At 68.6% G+C, this 18,617-nt stretch carries 20 protein-coding genes; 3 read left to right on the plus strand and 17 right to left on the minus strand.

The window, feature by feature from the left end:
• Positions 1 to 9: 9 nt before the first annotated feature.
• Genes R8G01_04135 through queA form a run of 7 tightly spaced genes read right to left on the minus strand, consistent with a single transcriptional unit; the run spans position 10 to position 7,862 of the window.
• Entirely contained in the window at positions 10 to 2,229 is a 2,220-nt protein-coding gene (locus tag R8G01_04135) for a bifunctional (p)ppGpp synthetase/guanosine-3',5'-bis(diphosphate) 3'-pyrophosphohydrolase (protein MDW3213162.1), read from the minus strand.
• A gap of 7 nt (positions 2,230 to 2,236) precedes the next feature.
• Positions 2,237 to 2,764 (minus strand): adenine phosphoribosyltransferase, encoded by a 528-nt coding sequence (locus R8G01_04140; protein ID MDW3213163.1) that lies wholly within the window; start codon positions 2,762 to 2,764, stop codon positions 2,237 to 2,239.
• Positions 2,765 to 2,802: 38 nt separating this feature from the next.
• Entirely contained in the window at positions 2,803 to 3,972 is a 1,170-nt protein-coding gene (secF, locus tag R8G01_04145) for a protein translocase subunit SecF (GenBank protein ID MDW3213164.1), read from the minus strand.
• On the minus strand, positions 3,969 to 5,312 hold the full coding sequence (secD, locus tag R8G01_04150) for a protein translocase subunit SecD (protein ID MDW3213165.1): 1,344 nt from the start codon (positions 5,310 to 5,312) through the stop codon (positions 3,969 to 3,971). The genes secF and secD overlap by 4 nt, the downstream gene beginning before the upstream one ends.
• A complete protein-coding gene (gene yajC / locus R8G01_04155) occupies positions 5,309 to 5,686 on the minus strand; it encodes a preprotein translocase subunit YajC (GenBank protein ID MDW3213166.1) in 378 nt (125 codons plus the stop codon). Before yajC ends, secD begins: the two co-directional genes overlap by 4 nt.
• 53 nt (positions 5,687 to 5,739) lie before the next feature.
• A complete protein-coding gene (tgt, locus tag R8G01_04160) occupies positions 5,740 to 6,840 on the minus strand; it encodes a tRNA guanosine(34) transglycosylase Tgt (GenBank protein MDW3213167.1) in 1,101 nt (366 codons plus the stop codon).
• Between the two features lie 11 nt (positions 6,841 to 6,851).
• Positions 6,852 to 7,862 (minus strand): tRNA preQ1(34) S-adenosylmethionine ribosyltransferase-isomerase QueA, encoded by a 1,011-nt coding sequence (gene queA, locus R8G01_04165; protein MDW3213168.1) that lies wholly within the window; start codon positions 7,860 to 7,862, stop codon positions 6,852 to 6,854.
• A 39-nt stretch (positions 7,863 to 7,901) separates the two neighbouring features.
• Here queA and R8G01_04170 point away from each other — a divergent pair, with 39 nt between their 5' ends.
• Positions 7,902 to 8,609 (plus strand): dienelactone hydrolase family protein, encoded by a 708-nt coding sequence (locus R8G01_04170; GenBank protein ID MDW3213169.1) that lies wholly within the window; start codon positions 7,902 to 7,904, stop codon positions 8,607 to 8,609.
• Positions 8,610 to 8,645: 36 nt separating this feature from the next.
• On the opposite strand, the gene ruvB is transcribed toward R8G01_04170, so the two are convergent.
• The 5 genes from ruvB to R8G01_04195 form a co-directional block, all read right to left on the minus strand.
• Positions 8,646 to 9,680, minus strand: a complete 1,035-nt coding sequence (ruvB, locus tag R8G01_04175; GenBank protein MDW3213170.1) for a Holliday junction branch migration DNA helicase RuvB — start codon at positions 9,678 to 9,680, stop codon at positions 8,646 to 8,648.
• Positions 9,673 to 10,263 carry a Holliday junction branch migration protein RuvA gene (gene ruvA / locus R8G01_04180; protein ID MDW3213171.1) on the minus strand — a complete coding sequence of 197 codons (591 nt, stop codon included), beginning with the start codon at positions 10,261 to 10,263 and terminating at the stop codon, positions 9,673 to 9,675. Before ruvA ends, ruvB begins: the two co-directional genes overlap by 8 nt.
• Positions 10,260 to 10,775, minus strand: coding sequence for a crossover junction endodeoxyribonuclease RuvC (ruvC, locus tag R8G01_04185; GenBank protein MDW3213172.1), 516 nt, complete (start codon positions 10,773 to 10,775; stop codon positions 10,260 to 10,262). Before ruvC ends, ruvA begins: the two co-directional genes overlap by 4 nt.
• A 65-nt stretch (positions 10,776 to 10,840) precedes the next feature.
• Positions 10,841 to 12,067: an alpha-hydroxy acid oxidase gene (locus R8G01_04190; GenBank protein MDW3213173.1), complete on the minus strand. Its 1,227-nt coding sequence runs from the start codon at positions 12,065 to 12,067 to the stop codon at positions 10,841 to 10,843.
• Between the two features lie 38 nt (positions 12,068 to 12,105).
• Positions 12,106 to 12,678 (minus strand): DUF2087 domain-containing protein, encoded by a 573-nt coding sequence (locus tag R8G01_04195; GenBank protein MDW3213174.1) that lies wholly within the window; start codon positions 12,676 to 12,678, stop codon positions 12,106 to 12,108.
• Between the two features lie 60 nt (positions 12,679 to 12,738).
• Here R8G01_04195 and R8G01_04200 point away from each other — a divergent pair, with 60 nt between their 5' ends.
• Positions 12,739 to 13,038, plus strand: a complete 300-nt coding sequence (locus R8G01_04200) for an EthD family reductase (GenBank protein MDW3213175.1) — start codon at positions 12,739 to 12,741, stop codon at positions 13,036 to 13,038.
• A 42-nt stretch (positions 13,039 to 13,080) separates the two neighbouring features.
• On the opposite strand, the gene R8G01_04205 is transcribed toward R8G01_04200, so the two are convergent.
• Together R8G01_04205 and R8G01_04210 are read right to left on the minus strand one after the other, a co-directional pair.
• The gene (locus R8G01_04205) at positions 13,081 to 13,917 is read right to left on the minus strand and encodes a MaoC/PaaZ C-terminal domain-containing protein (protein MDW3213176.1); all 837 of its coding nucleotides are present in this window, start codon (positions 13,915 to 13,917) and stop codon (positions 13,081 to 13,083) included.
• Position 13,918: 1 nt separating this feature from the next.
• The gene (locus tag R8G01_04210) at positions 13,919 to 14,863 is read right to left on the minus strand and encodes an SDR family oxidoreductase (GenBank protein MDW3213177.1); all 945 of its coding nucleotides are present in this window, start codon (positions 14,861 to 14,863) and stop codon (positions 13,919 to 13,921) included.
• Positions 14,864 to 14,968: 105 nt separating this feature from the next.
• On the opposite strand from R8G01_04210, the gene R8G01_04215 reads away from it, so the two are divergent.
• The gene (locus R8G01_04215; protein ID MDW3213178.1) at positions 14,969 to 16,243 is read left to right on the plus strand and encodes an NAD(P)/FAD-dependent oxidoreductase; all 1,275 of its coding nucleotides are present in this window, start codon (positions 14,969 to 14,971) and stop codon (positions 16,241 to 16,243) included.
• A gap of 3 nt (positions 16,244 to 16,246) precedes the next feature.
• Here R8G01_04215 and R8G01_04220 read toward each other — a convergent pair whose 3' ends face one another.
• The 3 genes from R8G01_04220 to larE form a co-directional block, all read right to left on the minus strand.
• Positions 16,247 to 16,621 (minus strand): hypothetical protein, encoded by a 375-nt coding sequence (locus tag R8G01_04220; GenBank protein ID MDW3213179.1) that lies wholly within the window; start codon positions 16,619 to 16,621, stop codon positions 16,247 to 16,249.
• A gap of 17 nt (positions 16,622 to 16,638) precedes the next feature.
• The gene (locus tag R8G01_04225; GenBank protein ID MDW3213180.1) at positions 16,639 to 17,685 is read right to left on the minus strand and encodes an LLM class F420-dependent oxidoreductase; all 1,047 of its coding nucleotides are present in this window, start codon (positions 17,683 to 17,685) and stop codon (positions 16,639 to 16,641) included.
• 63 nt (positions 17,686 to 17,748) lie between these two features.
• Positions 17,749 to 18,567, minus strand: a complete 819-nt coding sequence (gene larE / locus R8G01_04230) for an ATP-dependent sacrificial sulfur transferase LarE (protein MDW3213181.1) — start codon at positions 18,565 to 18,567, stop codon at positions 17,749 to 17,751.
• Between the last annotated feature and the right edge of the window lie 50 nt (positions 18,568 to 18,617).

Consider the following 18,617-nt stretch of genomic DNA (forward strand, 5'->3'; position numbering starts at 1 on the left):
CGAAGGGCGTCAGCGGCTGCCGGGAACGACGCGATGCACGTCGTACACCGCATCGATGCGTTTGATCGTGTTGAGCACCGACCCGAGCTGGGCCGCGCTGGACATCTCGAACTCGAATCGCATCTTGGCGACCCGATCGTTGCCGACGATCGTGTCGCAGCGGATGATGTTGACGCCCTGCTCGCCGACGGCGTTGGCGACGTCGCGCAGCAGCCGCGACCGATCGAGCGCGACGACCTCGACACCGGCGGTGTACATCTCGTCGCGGCGATCGCCGTCCCACTCGACCTCGATCATCCGGGCGGCCTCGTCGTTGGCGAGGGTCATGGCGTTCGTGCAGTCGTGACGGTGGACGCTCACGCCGCGACCGCGGGTGACGTAGCCGATGATCTCGTCGCCGGGCACGGGCGTGCAGCAGTTGGCGAGCCGCACCATCAGGTCGTCGAGGCCTTCGACGTGCACCCCGGTGGTCCCCGTGCCGTCGTCGTGGTGACGGCGTGGTTCGAACACCGTGGTCGGGAGCTGATCGGGCAGATCGCCGCTGCGGAACAGCCGCTGGACCCGCTGGGCGACGCTGCGCGCCGACACGTGGTGCTCACCGATCGCCGCGAGGAAGGTGTCGACGTCGGTGTAGCTGTGTTCGACGATCACCTCGGCGAACTGCTCGGAGTTCCAGATCTTCTGCACCGGGAGCCCCTCGCGACGGAACTCGTCGGCGAGGTCGTCGCGACCCTGCGCGATCATGTCGTCGCGTCGCTCACGGCTGAACCACTGGCGGATCTTGTTCTGGGCTCGATGCGAGGCGACGAATCCGAGCCAGTCCTGCGACGGGCCGGCCGTGTCGACCTTCGAGGTGAAGATCTCGCAGGTGTCGCCGCTGTTCAGAGTGTCGTCGAGCGACACCAGTCGCCCGTTGACCTTGGCCCCGATGCAGCGATGTCCGACCTCGGTGTGCACGGCATAGGCGAAGTCGACAGGGGTCGAACCCACCGGCAGCGTGATGACCTTGCCCTTGGGCGTGAACACGAAGACCTCGTCGTGTTCGAGGTCGGTCTTCAGGTTCTGCATGAACTGGGCGGGATCGCTGACCTCGGCCTGCCAGTCGATGATGCGGTTCAACCAGTCGATGTCGTTGGCGTTGCCGTCGCCCTTGTACGCCCAGTGCGCAGCCACGCCGAGTTCGGCGCGCTGGTGCATCTCGCGGGTCCGGATCTGGACCTCGATCGGCCGACCCTCCGGCCCGATCACCGTCGTGTGCAGGCTCTGGTAGAGGTTGAACTTCGGCATCGCGATGTAGTCCTTGAAGCGACCGACCACCGGACGCCAGCGACCGTGGATGCTGCCGAGCGCGGCGTAGCAGTCCTTGATCGAGTCGACGATCACCCGAACCGCGACGATGTCGAAGATCTCGTCGAACTCGCGCCCCTTGACCACCATCTTCTCGTAGACGCTCCAGAGGTGCTTGCCACGTCCGGTGATCTCCGCCTCGATGCCGAGTTCTTTCAGCCGGAGGCGCAGCTCGGACACCGCCTGCGCGAGGTAGACGTCGCGTTCTGGGGTCCGGGTGGCCACGAGATGGTCGAGTTCGGCGTACCGCTTGGGGTGGAGCGCCGCGAACGACAGGTCTTCGAGCTCCTGCTTGATCTCCTGGATGCCCAGGCGGTGCGCCAGCGGCGCATAGATGTCGAGCGTCTCCTGTGCGATCCGCTGCTGCTTCTCGAGCGGGATGCCACCGAGGGTGCGCATGTTGTGGAGTCGGTCGGCGAGCTTGATGACCAGGACACGGAGATCCTTCGCCATCGCCACGAGCATCTTGCGCATCGTCGCGGCCTGCTGCGCCTCGCGCGAGTCGAATCGGATCCGTTCGAGCTTCGTGACACCGTCGACGATCCATGCGACGTCGGAGCCGAAGTGCTGTTCGACGTCGCCGAGTTCGATCTCGGTGTCCTCGACGGCGTCATGCAGCAGCGCCGCGACGATCGAGGTCTCGTCGAGCCCGATGTCGGCGACGATCTTGGCGACGGCCAGCGGATGGTTGATGTAGCTCTCGCCACTCGAGCGGGTCTGCGAGCGGTGGGCCTCGGCGGCCATGTGGTACGCCCGATTGATCGTCTCGACGCGGGCCTTGGGGTGGTGGCGACGGTAGCTGGCGAGGAGCGGCGTCAGCTCCGTCGACGCCGCGGTCTCGTGATGTCGCCGCCACGGGAGGACACGATCGACCGTTGCCATCGCGCTCCTAGAAGGCCGTCAGGCTCTCGACTCGCCGGCCGTCGAACCGGGCACGGCCTCCGAGTCCTTCGATCTCCAACAGGAACCCGAACCCGACGATGTCGCCACCGAGGGTCTCGACCAGCCGACCGGTCGCCGCTGCGGTGCCGCCGGTGGCGAGCACGTCGTCGACCACCAGGATCTTCTCGTCGGGGCGGATGGCGTCTCGGTGGACTTCGAGCTTGTCGCGCCCGTACTCGAGGTCGTACTCCTCGCGGGCGACCGCCCACGGCAGTTTGCCCGGCTTGCGCACCGGGACGAATCCGGCTCGGAGCCGATACGCGACGGGTGCGGCGAGGATGAACCCTCGCGACTCGACGCCGACGACACGATCGACGTCGACATCGTGGAAGCGGGTCACAAGGTCGTCGACCGCACGACCGAAGGCGGCGGCGTTGCCGAGCAGCGGCGTGATGTCGCGGAACGTCACCCCGGGCTCGGGATAGTCCTCGATCGCCCGGATGTGGTCACGAACCCACAGTGCATCGACTCCCATGCGCCGAGGTTACCGATCCGATGCCGCAGGCGGGCGGGTCAACGCCGCTTCTTCTTGCGTGGCCGCGGTGGGTGCGAGAGCGCCGAGGTGGCCTGTTTGGCGTCGGGTGGAGTGGCGTCGGCCGGCGGATCTGCGTCGTCGTCGTTGTCGGTCTTGGTCGACACCGCTGCCGCCCGGGTCCGACGACTCCCGATGTCGCCGGTGACGACCATCTCACGGAGCGCCTCGCCGACGGCTGGTTGCACGTTGCGTCCCTGCCAGGCCTCACTGCCCGACTTGAGGAGCCCGAGCAACGGGACGGCGAGGAAGATCGACGAGTAGGCGCCGATCACCATGCCGAGCAGCAGCGCGATCGCGAACTCCGCCAGGGTCGCCTGTCCGAGCAGGCCGGCACCGATCAGCAACAGCGAGATCACCGGGACCACCGACGAGATGCTCGTGTTGAGCGACCGCATCAGGACGTGGTTCATCGACACGTTGAGGATGTCGTCGTAGGGCGGCTTCTGGGCCGCGAATCGAGCCTCGTTCTCCTTCACCCGGTCGAACACGACGACGGTGTCGTACAGCGAGTACCCGAGAATCGTCAGGAACGCGATCACGGTCGGCGGTGTGACGATGAACTGGAAGACCGAATAGATCCCGACCGCGATCACGATGTCGTGCAACATCGCCACGATCGCCGCCACCGCCATGCGCCACTCGAATCGGATCGACAGGTAGATCGCCACGATCGCGACGAAGACCAGGAGCGCCCGGACCGCGCTGTCGGTCACCTCGCCGCCCCACGAGGCGCTCACCAGACTGACGTTGACGTCGTCGACGTCGACGCCGGCCGCCGTGGCGAACGCCTGGCGCAACTGGTTGCCGACCTCGGCCGGTTGGTCGCCGACCTGGACCTTCACGAAATCGATCGAGTCGGACGAGCGTTCCTGCAACCGTGCACCTTCGGTGGTCAACCCGTTCTCGACGAGCACGTCCTCTGCATCGGACACGGTGAACCCGTTGGTCGACGGGACGTCCCACGACACGCCACCGACGAAGTCGATGCCGAGGTTGAGCCCCTGTGCGAACAGGGTGAGGACGGTGACGACGATGAGTGCGGCGGACACGCCGAAGCCGAACTTCTTGCGGCCGATGAAGTCGATCGCGGTCTGACCGTTGACGGCTCGGGTGAAGCCGCTCTCGGAGACGGACACGGGTGCGCTCATGACGTCGCTCCGATCGGGGCGGTGACTCCGGTGGCAGCTCGTCCGTCGCCGGCGAAACGACTGTTCGCGAACAGGAGGATCGCCGGGCGGATGAAGAACCAGCACACCAGGAGGTCGCAGATCGTCGTGAGGCCCACGTACAGCGCGAACCCCTTCACCGATCCGACGCTCAGCCAGAACAGGATCAGGGCCGACATCAGCCCGATCAGGTTGGCGGCGACGATCGTGCGCCAGGTCATGGCGAAGCTCCGCGGTGCGGCGTTGCTGAGGGCGCGACCCTGGCGGGTCTCGTCACGGAGCCGTTCGAAGAGCACGATGTAGGTGTCGACGGTGATGCCGATCGACACGATCACACCGGTGGCGCCGGCCAGGGTGAACGCGTAGTTGGTGGCTTGGGAGACGTACGTGGCGAGCAGGTAGACGGTGCCGGCCCAGACGACGAGGCCGCTCACGATCACGAACGCCAGACGACGGTAGAAGACGATCATGTACGCCAGCGTCAACGCGACGCCGAGAAGACCGGCGATGATCGCGGCGTCGAGCGAATCCTGTCCGGCCGTCGGCGACACGGTCTCGACGCGCTCCTGCACCATCTGGACCGGGAATGCGCCACGGTTGAGCACGCCGGCGAGCGAACGGGCTTCGTCCTCGGTGAAACGGCCGGTGATCGACACGCCGCTGTCGAACACGGGTTGGTTGACGTTGGGCGCCGACTGCACGACGTTGTCCAAGACGATCGCGAGCTGCCCGGTCTGACAGCCCGGCTGGGCTGCGAAGCACTGCGATGCGAGCGCGTTCCAGTCGTCGTTGCCGTCGCTGGTGAGGTCGACGGTGACCTGCCAGTTGCCGGTCTGGTCGAGGGAGACCCCGGCACTCTTGCGGACGAACACGTCGCCCTGGGCGCCCGACGGACCGACCGTGTAGGTCCGCCCGTCGATCCCGACGAGCGTGGCTCCGTCGGCGGCCGGGTCGGCCGACGGCTCGGCGATACCGGTCGCGAGCACGGGGCGGAGGTCGACGATGCCGGACACCGACACGGCGGCGAGCGCATCGTCCTGGTCGCGGACGCCGGGGAGGTCGACGATGACGTTGGTGCCCTCGACGCGCACGTCGGGTTCGGCGATGCCGGTCGATTCGAGCTGATCACGGACGAGGTCGCGGACGAACTCGAGATCTTCGCTCGAGGTGCCGTCGATCTCGGGTGCGAGGATGACGCTCACGCCACCTCGCAGGTCGAGCCCCAGGACCGGGTGATTGTCGGCGGCGAGATTGAGGCCGAGCAGACCGACGACGAGCCCGATGAACAGGAGGACCGATGCCCAGAGGCCCGACTTCTTCACGAGGCGTCGTCTTCGTCGTCGCCTGACGCTGCGGAGGACTTGGCCGAGTCGTCGTCGGCGTCGGTGTCGTCCGACGGCTTGACCTTGCCCTGGATCGCCGCTCGAGCGATGCGGACCTGCACGTCGTCGTCGATCTCGAGCCAGAAGAGGTCGTCTTCTTCACCCGTGATGAAGCCGTACAGGCCCGAGCTCGTGATGACCTCGTCGCCGACGCCGAGGGCCGACTGCATCGCGGCCTGCTCCTTCATCCGCTTGCGCTGCGGCCGGATGAGGAAGAAATACATCGCGAACGGGATCAGCAGCAGGACGAGCAGCGAGGTGATACCCCCGCCGCTGTTGTCGGAGTCTTGGGCCAAGATCGAAAGTGCATGCATAGCGGTCGGCAAGCCTAGCGACGCTCGCTCGCGGTTCGTGCGAGGGTGTCGGGTCAGTCGGCCCAGACGGAGAGGACGTCGGAGCGCAGCGATTCGAACGTTCCGTCGAGGATCGCGGCCCGCATCCGGTTCATGAGGTCGATCGTCCACGCCACGTTGTGGAGGCTCACGAGCCGCGACGCGGTGGGTTCACCGACCTTGAACAAGTGGCGCAGGTAGCCGCGCGAGTGGCGTCCGCACACCGTGCACCCGCAGGTCGCATCGAGCGGCTCGTCGCTCAGCGTGAACTCCTGACGCTTCACGTTGAGGCGACCGTCCGACGTCAGCGCCGTGCCGTGCCGGCCGAGGCGGGTCTGCATCACGCAGTCGAACTGGTCGACGCCGAGCGCGACCGCCTCGACGAGCGATGCCGGGTCGCCGACACCCATCAGGTAGCGGGGCCGGTCGGTCGGGAGGTGTTCGAGCGCGGCGGCGAGCGCCGGCAGCATCTCGGCCCGGGTCTCGCCGACCGACAGACCGCCGATGCCGTAGCCGTCGAACTCCAGGGCCGCGGTCCGCTGCGCGCTCTCGGCCCGCATCGTCTCGCTCACCCCGCCCTGGACGATGCCGAACAGCGCCTGGTCGGCTCGGGTGTGGTGCGCCCGGGCACGCGCCGCCCACGCCGACGTCCGCTCGACCGCGAGTCGGATCACCTCCGGCGGGCTCGGCAGGGGCGGGCACACGTCGAGCACCATCTGGATGTCGGCGCCGAGCAACCGCTGGGTCTCGACCGCCAACTCCGGCGTGAACCGGTGTGTGGTGCCGTCGTACGTGCTCTGGAAGGTGACACCGTCGTCGTCGACCTTCGGCTCGAGCGAGAACACCTGGAAACCGCCCGAGTCGGTGAGCGTCAGCCCACGCCACCCGGCGAATCGGCCGAGTCCTCCGAGCGCAGCGACCGTCTCGGCGCCCGGGCGCATCATCAGGTGGTACGTGTTACCGAGGACGATCTGGGCGCCGAGCGCCTCGTAGTCCTCGGCGCTCAGGTACTTGATCGCACCCCGGGTTCCGACGGGCATGAACAGCGGGGTCGTATAGCTCCCGTTGGCCGTGGTCGCCGTTCCGGCGCGCGCCGAGCCGTCGGTCGCTTCGGTCTCGAACTCGACGGCGTGCACGTCGAGCGAGGCTACAGAGTGCGGTCGAGCAGCATCGCGTCACCGAAGCTCAAGAAGCGGTAGTCCGACGCGAGTGCGTCGTCGTAGAGGCGCCGCCAGCGGTCGCCGACGAAGGCATCGATCATCATGAGGAGGGTCGTCTTCGGCAGGTGGAAGTTGGTCATCATCAGATCGACCACCTGCCACTCGAAACCTCGGTGGATGAAGATGTCGGTTCGGCCCTCCAGGTCGCCGGTGGCGGCGGCGGATTCGAGGGCGCGCACCGACGTGGTCCCCACGGCGATCACCCGCTGGGCTTCGCGGCAGCGCTGCATCGTGTCAGCGGGCACGCGATAGCGCTCGGTGTGCATCCGGTGATCGAGCGGGTCGTCCTCCATGATCGGGCGGAACGTGTCGAGCCCGACGACCAGCTCGACCTTCGCGACGCCGATGCCGCGATCGGTGATCCGCGACAGCAGTTCGGACGTGAAGTGCAGACCGGCCGTGGGCGCCGCAGCGCTCCCCGGCTCGCGGGCGTACACGGTCTGATAGCGCTCGGGGTCGGCGAGGCGTTCGGTGATGTAGGGCGGCAGTGGCATCTCGCCGTGTTCGCCGAGCAGGTCGAGCGAGTCGACCGACCCGAGCAGCCTGACCCGGAAGGTGTCGCCCGCCGGGGTCCGTTCGCCGATCTCGACCACGTCGTCGCCGCCATCCGAGCGGAGCACTTCCCCGAGCTTCAGTCGTTTCGCCGGCCGGACGAGCGCCTCCCACACCTCGCGGGCGCCGTCGAGCGGTTCGAGGAGCAGGACCTCCGCGGCTCCGCCGGTGACCCGTCGCAGCGACAGCCGGGCCGGGATCACCTTCGTCTCGTTGACGACCAGCAGATCGCCCGGACGGAGGATCTCGGGCAGTTCGTGGACCCGTCGGTGGTCCGGTCGCTCTCTGCCGCGATCGACGAGCAGGCGAGCGGCGTCGCGCGGTTCGATCGGCGACTGGGCGATCCGGTCCTCCGGGAGGTCGTAGTCGAAGTCGGAGAGGCGCATCGCATCACGAGGCTACGAGGACGTGTGCGATCATGCGGCATGGCTGATTCGAGGACGATCCTGGTCGAACGTGACGATGTCGGCGCGATGCCGCTGCATGTGTGGGTACCCCCGTCCGGGACGGGTCCCGGCATCCTGCTGCTGCAGGAGATCTTCGGCGTCGGCCCGTACATCCGGGCGGTCGCCAACCGCCTGTGCGAGGCAGGGTACGTCGTCGGCGCCCCCGAGGTGTTCTGGCGCTTCGCTCCTGGCTGGGAAGCCGGCCACGACGAAGCCGGCCTCCAGGCGTCGATGGAGAAGGTCGGCGAACTCGACGCCGGTCTCGCCGCCACCGATTGTGCAGCCGCACTCCACGTGCTCGGCGAACTCGACGAGGTCGCCGGTTCGCCGGGGGTGATGGGATTCTGCCTCGGCGGCACGCTGGCGTGGTCGGTCGCGGCCGCCGTCGAGCCGTCGGTGTGTGTCAGCTACTACGGCTCCGGCGTCCCGGCGATGCTCGACCAGGTCGACAACGTCACCTGCCCGACGCTGTTCCACTACGGCAACGCCGACGCGTTCATCCCGAACGAGGGGGTCGAGGCGGTCAATGCCGCGATCGCCGGGCGACCGGGGTTCGTGCTCAACGTGGAGAACGCCGGTCATGCGTTCGACAACCACGAGAGCGAGATGTTCTGGAACGAAGCGGCGGCCCAGGCGGCCTGGGCCAAGACGATGGCCTTCCTCGGCGAGCACCTCCCGACCGGCTGATCACGCCGGCAGCGCGACCGCACCTTGGCGGGTGGCTCAGCCGTCGAAGAGGCCGGGCTGGCCCTGGCGCTGCTTCGGCGGCAGCAGACCGAGGTGCTGGTACGCCGCCGGCATCGCCACGCGTCCGCGCGGCGTGCGGGCGATCATGCCCTGCTGGATCAGGAACGGTTCGTACACGTCCTCGACGGTGTCGGGCTGCTCACCGACGCTGATCGCGACGGTCGACAGACCCACCGGCCCACCGTTGAACTGCTCGCACATCGCCTTCAGGATCGCCCGGTCGACCTTGTCGAGACCGAGGTCGTCGACGCCGAACAGGGCGAGCCCCTCGCGGGCGATGTCGGACGTGATCGAACCGTCGTGGCGGACCTCGGCGAAGTCGCGGACCCGGCGCAGGAGGCGGTTGGCGATCCGAGGTGTTCCCCGGGACCGCCGGGCGATCTCCCATGCCCCGTCGGTGTCGATGTCGACGTCGAGGATGCCGGCCGCCCGGACGACGATCTGCTGGAGCTCCTCGTCTTCGTAGTAGTCGAGCCGGGCGACGAGGCCGAAGCGATCGCGCAGCGGACCGGTGATCATGCCGGTCCGTGTGGTCGCACCGACCAGCGTGAACGGTGGCATGGTCAGCCGGATGCTCGACGCCGCCGGACCCTTGCCGACGACGATGTCGAGCTGGAAGTCCTCCATCGCCGGGTACAGGATCTCCTCGACCGCACGCGAGAGGCGGTGGATCTCGTCGACGAACAGCACGTCGCCCTCTTCGAGCTTGGTGAGGATCGCCGCCAGGTCGCCGGCGCGCTCGAGCGCCGGTCCGGACGTGATGTGGAGATGCGACTGCATCTCGGTTGCGACGATGCTCGCCAGGGTGGTCTTGCCGAGACCGGGAGGCCCGGCGAACAGCAGGTGGTCGACCGACTGGCCCCGGCGACGCGCCGCCTCGAGCACGATCGAGAGATGCTCCTTCAGCTCGCGCTGACCGACGAACTCGTCGAGGGCTCGCGGTCGGAGACCGGCCTCGACCGATTCCTCGACGTCGGACACGATGCCCGGGTCGCTGAACTCGTCACGCACGGCGGGCTCCCAACGCCTTCAGGGCATCGCGGAGCAGGGTGGCGGCGTCGCCGGTCGGGCTCAACTCACGCAGCGTGTCGCGGATCTCGTTCTCGCCGTAGCCGAGACCGCTCAGTGCCTCACGGACGTCGGCCATCGCGGAACCGCCACCCTCACCGCCTCCGGCACCTTCGAGCACCGGCACACTGAGCCGCGACTTGAGCTCGACCAGCAGCCGCTCGGCTGTCTTCTTGCCGACGCCGGGGACGAGCGTGAGCGACGCCACGTCCTGGTTCGCGACGATGTCGACGAGCGCTGCCGGCGGATGCGTGGCGATGATGGCCATGCCGAGCGCCGGACCGACGCCGTGCGTGCCGATCAGCGTCTGGAACGTGATCCGCTCGTCGCGGGTGAGGAACCCGAACAGCTGCTGGTCGGCCTCACGGATGTGATGATGGACGTAGAGGAATGCCGTCGTCGACGGTTCGAGTTCGGCCATCGCGCGCTGCGACACGTTCACGACGTAGCCGACTCCCGCCACCTCGATCAGGACCGATCCGCCGAGGTCGCGCTCGAGGATCTCTCCCCGCAGCGAGCCGATCATCGCCGGGCTCCGGCCGTGGCCGCCGCGACGTGACGCGACATCGGAGCGAATGCGAGGTGACACAGCGCCAGCGCCGCCGCATCGGCGGCGTCGGCCGGCTTGGGGAGCTGCGACAGCCTGAGGCGGGCCTGGACCATCTTCTGCATCTGTTGCTTGGTCGCACCACCGAATCCGGCGACGGTGTTCTTGACCTCGTTGGGCGTGTACTGGACGACGACGCACCCGGCCGCGGCCGCCTCACACAGGGCGAGACCGCTCGCCTGCCCGACGCTCATCGCCGTCCGGACGTTGGTCTGGAAGAACACCCGCTCGACCGACACCACGTCGGGCTCGAACTCGGTGATCAGTCCGACGATCTCGTTGCGCAACGCCGCCAGGCGGTACGGCAGCTCGTCGGACGCCGGCGTGCGGATCACACCGAGCGTGATCGCCTGCGCTGCACCCGGGCCGCGCCCGTCGACGACGGCGTACCCACACCTGGTCAGGCCGGGGTCGATCCCCAGGACACGCATCAGCAAGAACTCCGAACGAACACAGGTTCGACCTTACTCGACGGGATCGACGACGAACCGGGACCTCACGAACGCCACCGCACGAGCCCGCGGTCGATCTCGGGGATCGACCGACGCCCGGTCAGCGCCATCGTGCGCTCGACACCTTCGCGGAGCACGCGCAGCACCTGGTCGACCCCTCGTTCGCCGGCGGCGCCGAGGCCGTACAGGTATGGCCGACCGATCGAGCACGCATCAGCGCCGAGCGCCAGCGCCTTGACGATGTCGCTCCCCCGCCGGATGCCACCGTCGCAGATGATCGCCGCCGCGCCCTGGAGCTCCTGAGCGACCGGTTCGACCAACTCGATCGGCACCGGCGCACCATCGAGTTGGCGGCCACCGTGGTTGGACAGGCCGATGCCCTGCACACCGACCGCGACGGCCCGACGGGCGTCGTCGACGGTCTGGATGCCCTTGAGCACGAGCGGCCGGTCCCAGATCGACTGCAACCACTCGACGTCGTCCCAGCTCAGCTTCTGGTCGAAGTTCTTCATCACGTGCTCGGCCATCGGCATGCCGGCGTCGGCACCGTGGCCCTCGTGATGCGCGACGTTGGCGAACACCATTGGCTCGTGGGTCAGGAAGTCGAGGGTCCACGCCGGATGCAACATCCCGTCGATGATCGTCCGGGGGCCGAGCAGCGGGGGGAAGGTGTAACCGTTTCGGACGTCTCGTTCGCGCCGCCCGAGGACCGCCGTGTCGACCGTCAGCCAGAGCGCCTCGTAGTCGGCGGCCCTGGCACGCTCGACCAGTTCCTGCACGAGTCCCCGGTCCTTCCAGGTGTACACCTGGAACCACTTCGGCCCGGCGGACACCTCGGCGACCTCTTCGATCGTGCGGGTGCTCATCGTCGACAGCGAGTACGGCAGACCGGCCCGCGCCGCCGATCGGGCGACCGACAGCTCACCCTGCGAGTGCGCGATGCGGCTGTAGCCGGTGGGTGCCAGCACCAGCGGCAACGGAATGTGCTTGCCGAGCAACGTCGTGCTGGTGTCGACGGCGCTGACGTCACGCAGGACGTTCGGCCGGAATTCGATGTCCGCGAACGCGCTCGCGTTGTTCGCCATCGTCCGTTCGTCCTCGGCGCCACCGTCGATGTAGTCGAACACGCCCCTCGGCAGCCGCCGCTTCGCGACGCGCCGGAGATCGTCGACGGTGACGGCGGTCCGGAGGCGACGCGCGACCGGGTCGGTCTCGAACCTGCGGAATCGAACCGTCGACCGGAACGTCGTGTACATGTCGGTCACACCCACGCCGGCAGCGTAGGTCGCCGGGACCGGCACCCCGGGGGTCAGTCCGGCGGGAGGTCGGTGACGCGTCCGCCGCTGCGCCAGTAGAGGTTGCCGCCGGCCGCCGGCTCGCGGTCGAGCAGCCCCTCGTCGACGAGGCCCCGCCGGAGCGCCGACCAGTCGGGATGGAACGCTCCGAGCAGATCGTTGACCTCGAACTCGGTGTACCGGCGCCCGGGATCGAACTCCAAGGCGAGCCGCTGGAGCACGACGAGCCGCTTCGCTCGCTGCGTCGGGATCTCGTCGAGGACCCGCCCGGAGAAGAATCGAGCGAGCACGACGCGTTCGTCATCGGTCATCCCGTAGCCGATGACCGCATCCATCGGCAGCTCGACCTCGGACGCGGCGCGGGCCGCGGCCCGCATCGCATCGTCGTCGATGGCGAAGCCGCCGCCGGCCTCCGCCAGCACGAGTCCCGCCGACCGGAGGTCGCCGACGGCCGACAGGACCACCCGCTGGTCGAGGCCGGTCGCAGTGACCAACTCGGCGGTGGATGCGGACCGTGCCGCCAGCGCGCCGGCGACGGCGAGTCGGTTCCGATCGAGCAGCAACGTCAGGAGTCCGTGCGTGTCCACGTGCGCCAGTCAACCAGCTCGGCGGTCGACGCCCGGTCCACGTTCTGCGAGGATGGGCGCATGCTTGCCGTCACGATCCTGTACCCGCGCACCGAGGACTCCACGTTCGACATGGACTACTACACCTCGACCCACATGCCGATGTTCGCCGAGGCGCTCGGTGACGCGTGCCAGGGCTGGGGCGCCGCTTCCATCGCCGAGGGCAAGTACGCCGCGATGGGGTGGGCGATGATCACCGATCAGGACGGCTTCAACGGCGCCATGGCCGCTCATGGTGCCAAGATCATGGGCGACGTTCCCAACTACACCAACGTCCAGCCCGAGCTGCTGATCGGCGAGATCACCGGCGGCAGCCAGTAACAGCGATCCCCGGCCACGCAGGTCGCGGCCGGGGGTGTGCGCTCAGGAGTGCCGGAGCAGACCCTGGTCGATCACGGCTCGGTCACCGACCGACGTGACGAACAGGGCCTCACCGTCGCCGGTCTCCCACATCGACACCGTCAGGGCCTCGCCGGGCAGGACGGGCGACGTGAACCGACCCTCGATGTGGTCGAAGCGCGCCGGGTCGCTCCCGCACAGCGTGTGCAACAGCGCCCGCCCCGTGAAGCCGTAGGTGCACAGGCCGTGGAGGATCGGCCGGTCGAATCCGCCCATCGCGGCGAACGCCGGATCGCTGTGCAGCGGATTCCGATCGCCCGACAGCCGATACGTGAGCGCCTGGTCGGGCGAGGTCTGGTACGTGACCTGATGGTCGGGCGACCGCTCCGGCGGGACGTTCTGGGGGCCTGACGGACCACGTTCTCCGCCCCAACCGCCTTCGCCGCGGATGAAGATCGAGGAGGTGTTCGTGTACAGCGGCGCGCCGTCGAGGACCGCGGTCGTCGACGTGACCACCACCGCCGCCTTGCCCTTGTCGTACATCGCGGTGACCTCGCTCTCGAGCGTCGCCGTGCCCTCGACCGGGATCGGGCGGTGCAGCGTGACCGACTGCTGCCCGTGCACGAGCATCGCCGGGTTGAACGATCCGATGTTGCCCATCGCCGACCCCCGGCCCCAGCCGATCACGACCGGGAACGTCGGGAAAACCTGTTGTTCGACGCCGTTCGTGTTCTCGGTCGTGAAGGCGAGTTCGTCGGTGCCGGCGCCGATGCCGACGGCGTAGAGCAGGCAGTCCTTGCTGTCCCAGCTCACCTCCACCGGTTCGCTCCTGCTGCCGACCGCTTCGGGATTCAACGGCATGTCACTGACCACCCTTCGAGTTGGGGGCGGTCGGTGATTGTGGCGGACCGCCCGGTTCGCCGTTCATGCCCGAGTTGGGACGTGCGCCGGCGAGCATCGACTCGACCAACACCCCGATTCCCGTCGGGTCGTCGGTCGGATCGACCTCCGGCCCGCGGACCCAGCCTTCGGCGACAGCGAGCACCCTCCCGCTCGCCTCGAACACCCGGCCGGTCACCGCGGCGGACTCCTCGGACGCCAGCCACGTCACGATCGGCGCGATCCACTTCGGTGACATCGCCTCCTTGTCCTCGTCGCCGGCCTGTCCCATGCCGAGGTCCTCGGTCATCCGCGTCAGTGCGGCCGGGGCGATCGCGTTGACGGTGACGCCGTACCGGGCGAGTTCGAGCGCCGCGATGTTGGTGAACGAGGCGATGCCCGCCTTGGCCGCGCCGTAGTTGGTCTGGCCGATGTTGCCGTAGATCCCCGACACCGACGTGGTGTTGATGATGCGTCCGCTGACCGGTTCGCCCGCCTTGGAGCGCTCACGCCAGTAGGCGGCGGCGTGACGGGCCGGCGCGAAGGTGCCCTTGAGGTGCACGTTGATCACGGCGTCCCACTCGGCCTCGTCCATGTTGGCGAGCATGCGATCGCGCAGGATGCCCGCGTTGTTGATCACCGCGTGCAGGTCGCCGAAGGTGTCGACGGCCTGGCGGATCATGCGTTCGGCACCGTCGAAGTCGGCGACGTTCTCCCCGTTCGCGACGGCCTCGCCGCCGGCGGCCACGATCTCCGCGACCACCTGCTCGGCCGGGCTGTCGTCGCTCCCCGAGCCGTCACGGGCACCGCCGAGGTCGTTGACGACCACCTTGGCCCCGTGGTGAGCCAGCGTCAGCGCGTACTCGCGGCCGATGCCGCGCCCGGCGCCCGTCACGATCGCGACGCGTCCTTCACACAGTCGATTCATGGATGTCCGTTCCTCCTGAGCTTCGTGTTCGCATCGTAGGAGGCCGGGTCCCGACGGTTCGGATCGGGGCGGGAACCGAGTCGGCCGAGCCGTAGCCTCGGAGGCGTGACCGGGCCCCTCCTCGAGACCACCACATCCTCGACCGCATCCTCGACCACATCTGCGCCACGGACCGCCGACGTGGTCGTCGTCGGCGCAGGTCCGGCGGGCATCGCCGCTGCGCTCACGTTGCACCGCGCCGGCCGCTCCGTGATCGTGATCGACAAGGCGACGTTCCCGCGCGACAAGTGCTGCGGTGACGGGTTGACCACCCTCGCCCTCCGAGAACTCGATGCGCTCGGTCTGCAGCCCGATGCGGTCGACGGCTGGTTCGACGTCGACGCCGCGTGGTTGCGGTCGCCGTCGGGGCGTGAGGTCGTCGTCCCGCTCCCCGACCACGGTCGCTACGCCGCGGTCGCCCCTCGGTTCACCCTCGACGCCGCCCTCGTCCGGCTCGCACGCGACGCCGGCGTCACCGTGCTCGACGGTCACGGGTTCGAACGCCTGACGACCGCTGATGATCACGTCGACGTCGACGTCAGCGGCGTCGGGATCGTGCGCTGCCGCTACGTGATCGCGGCCGACGGCATGTGGAGTCCGGTCCGCAAGGGGCTCGGCGCCACGATCGACGGATACCGGGGTGAGTGGCACGCATTCCGGCAGTACGCCTCCGACGTCACCGGGCCCGCTGCCGAGCGGCTGATCGTGTGGTTCGAGGATGACCTGCTCCCCGGCTACGCGTGGTCGTTCCCGCTCCCGGGCAATCGCGTCAACATCGGCTTCGGCGTGTTGCGCGACGGCGACCGAAAGGTGCGCGACATGGCCGATCTGTGGCGCGACCTCCTGCAGCGCCCGCACGTCGTCGAGGCGCTCGGTGAGGGATTCCGGCTCGAGGGGCGACACACCGCGTGGCCGATCCCGGCCCGCGTCGACGAGATCTCCCTGACCTCTGGGCGCGTGCTGTTCGTCGGCGATGCGGCGGCCGCGACCGACGTGATGACGGGCGAGGGCATCGGGCAGGCGCTGCTGAGCGGCCGGCTCGCGGCCGACGCGATCGTCGACGGTGGTGCCGTGCAGCCCGCCACCGTGGCCGACGCGTACGAACGGGCCGTCGAGCACGAGTTGTTCGCCGATCACCGCATGTCGAAGCGGCTGGGCGCCGTCCTGAAGCACCCCGCTGGTGCACGCGGCGCCATCCGGATCGTCGGAGCCAGCGGCGAGTGGGGCCGCCGCAACTTCGCACGGTGGATGTTCGAAGACGAGCCTCGGGCGATCGTCACTTCACCACGACGCTGGCATCGCGGGTTCCTCGCCCGACCGGGCGCCTACACCCGAAGCTGAGCCTCAGACCTGCGGGCGTTTGCGGTCGTCGCCGACCACCGGGTCGAGGCGTTCGAGCGCCGGTGAGCTCACGTCGACCTCGCCGACCGTCACGTCGACGCCATCGCGGTCGATGTCGGTCGGATCGCCCGAGGCCTCGACCGTGACGGGTGCGTCTTCTTTCGGCGGACCTTCGTAGATCTCGGCGACGGCCATCATGGCCCCGGCCATCGCCGCCCCGGCGACACCCCCCTTGCGACGCCCGGCCTCGACGGCGCTCGCCCGCTGACGAGCGAGACGCTCCTCGTGCTCGCGGAGCATCTCGTCGTGGGCTCGCGCGGAGGCGTCGCCCTCTGCCGATTCGAACGGTTCGCCAGGGTCACCCGCGTCGCGCTGCATCCCCCAAGGGTACGGGGTCAGCCCATCAGATCGCGGAGTTGCTCGATCGTCTTCACGGGGTCGTTGCCGACGGGCTGCACCGAGAGATGCGTGACACCCGCCTCCGCGTACGCTGCGAGCCGTTCTCTGACCTGCCCAGCGGAGCCGACCAGATTGGTGTTGGCGAGCATCTCGGCGGGCACCTTGGCCGCAGCCTCCTCCTTCTTGCCGGAGAGGTAGAGGTCCTGGATCTCGATCGCCTCGTCGACGTACCCGTACTTCTGCGTGATCGTGTTGTAGAAGTTCTTGTCGCGCGCTCCCATGCCACCGACGTACAGGGCCACGTGCGGGCGCGCCTTGTCGAGCACCCGGTCGGCCGCCTCTCCCGCGAACTCGTCGCCGATCGCGACCATGCCGCCCGCCGAGATCTGGAGCGGACCGAGCGACTCGTCGCGCTGTGCCGTGCCCTTCTTGAGTTCATCGCCCCACACCGTGTGGAACTTCTCGGGGTCGAAGAAGATCGGCAGCCAGCCGTCGGCGTACTGGGCGGTCGCGGTCACCGACAACCCCATCAGCGACGCCCAGAAGATCGGGATGTCGGGGCGAACGGGGTGGTTGATCAGCTTGAGCGGCTTGCCGAGGCCGGTGCCCTGCCCCTCGGGCAGCGGCACCTGGACGGCGGGACCGTCGTATTCGACCTTCTCGCGTCGCCACACCATGCGACAGATGTTGATGTAGTCACGGATGCGAGCCATGGGCTTGTCGTACGGAACCCCGTGGAACCCTTCGATCACCTGCGGTCCCGAAGCACCCAGGCCGAGGACGAAGCGGCCGTCGCTGACGTAGTCGAGCCCGGCGGCCGTCTGCGCCATGCAGGTCGCCGTGCGCGAGTACGTGTTGAGGATGCCGGACCCGATGTGGATCGTGCTCGTCTTGGCGGCGAGGAACCCCATCTGGCTGACCGAGTCGAAGCTGTACGCCTCGGGCACCCACACGAGGTCGAGACCCGCAGCTTCCAGTTCCTGCACATGTGCGACGTCCGCGTGGAAGTCACCTGAGTAGTTGATCGACATCGAGAGCTTCACGGCTCCGACGTTACGCAACGCGACCCGATCCGGGTTCATTCGGGCAGGGAGGATGCGCGCTCGTCAACCGATGGCGTGATTGAGGTTGCCCGACCGGAACCCCTCGAGGTCGAGCGTGACGTACCGGTAGCCGCAGGCCCGGACGGCGCTGACGACCTCGTCACGGCGCTCGACGATCGCGCCGATCGCGTCGAGTTCGACCTCGATCCGGGCCGTGTCGTCGTAGTGGCGGACGCGACACTGGCGGATACCCAGGTCGTGGAGTGCCGCCTCGGCCCGCTCGACCCGACCGAGGATCCCGATCGACACCTCGGTGCCGTAGGGCACGCGGCTCGCCAGGCAGGCCGCCGCCGGCTTGTCCCACGTCCGGAGCCCGAGCCGCTGCGACGCCGCTCGGACGTCGGCCTTGGTGAACCCGGCGTCGACCAGCGGGAACACCGCGCCCGCCTCGGTTGCCGCGCGCTGCCCCGGGCGGTGGTCGCCGAGGTCGTCGACGTTCACGCCGAGCGCGATCGTCGCCGAGTGCGTCGCGGCGATGGGAGCGACGACCTCCATGAGCTCCGCCTTGCAGTGGAAGCACCGATCGGCGTCGTTACGTCGGTACGCGGCCCGCTCCATCTCGAACGTCTCCACCGACGACCAGGTCATACCCCACTCGGCCGCCAGCGCTCGGCAATCGGCCTCCTCGGCGCCCGCCAGGGACGGCGACACGGCCGTGACCGCGTGCGCTCGCTCGGCACCCAGCGTGCGATGCGCGACCGCAGCCAGCAGCGACGAGTCGGCACCTCCCGAGAAGGCCACGACGACCGTGCCGAGCTCGTCGAGCCGGGCGCGGAGTGCGTCCAGTTTGAGGTCGATGTCGTCGACTCGGTCCACAACCACCCCGGGAGTGTGCCACGACTATGACGGGTGACCACGCTGTGCGCGAGGAT

This window comes from Ilumatobacteraceae bacterium (assembly GCA_033344875.1).
Taxonomy (GTDB): domain Bacteria; phylum Actinomycetota; class Acidimicrobiia; order Acidimicrobiales; family Ilumatobacteraceae; genus Ilumatobacter.

Coding starts and splice junctions, on each gene's coding strand:
- R8G01_04140 (MDW3213163.1), bottom strand. CDS start 2,764: ATGGGAGTCGATGCACTGTGGGTTCGTGACCACATCCGGGCGATCGAG.
- ruvC (MDW3213172.1), bottom strand. CDS start 10,775: ATGCGTGTCCTGGGGATCGACCCCGGCCTGACCAGGTGTGGGTACGCC.
- secF (MDW3213164.1), bottom strand. CDS start 3,972: ATGAGCGCACCCGTGTCCGTCTCCGAGAGCGGCTTCACCCGAGCCGTC.
- R8G01_04210 (MDW3213177.1), bottom strand. CDS start 14,863: ATGAATCGACTGTGTGAAGGACGCGTCGCGATCGTGACGGGCGCCGGG.
- queA (MDW3213168.1), bottom strand. CDS start 7,862: ATGCGCCTCTCCGACTTCGACTACGACCTCCCGGAGGACCGGATCGCC.
- R8G01_04205 (MDW3213176.1), bottom strand. CDS start 13,917: ATGCCGTTGAATCCCGAAGCGGTCGGCAGCAGGAGCGAACCGGTGGAG.
- ruvA (MDW3213171.1), bottom strand. CDS start 10,263: ATGATCGGCTCGCTGCGGGGAGAGATCCTCGAGCGCGACCTCGGCGGA.
- R8G01_04135 (MDW3213162.1), bottom strand. CDS start 2,229: ATGGCAACGGTCGATCGTGTCCTCCCGTGGCGGCGACATCACGAGACC.
- R8G01_04220 (MDW3213179.1), bottom strand. CDS start 16,621: ATGCAGCGCGACGCGGGTGACCCTGGCGAACCGTTCGAATCGGCAGAG.
- yajC (MDW3213166.1), bottom strand. CDS start 5,686: ATGCATGCACTTTCGATCTTGGCCCAAGACTCCGACAACAGCGGCGGG.
- R8G01_04200 (MDW3213175.1), top strand. CDS start 12,739: ATGCTTGCCGTCACGATCCTGTACCCGCGCACCGAGGACTCCACGTTC.
- R8G01_04170 (MDW3213169.1), top strand. CDS start 7,902: ATGGCTGATTCGAGGACGATCCTGGTCGAACGTGACGATGTCGGCGCG.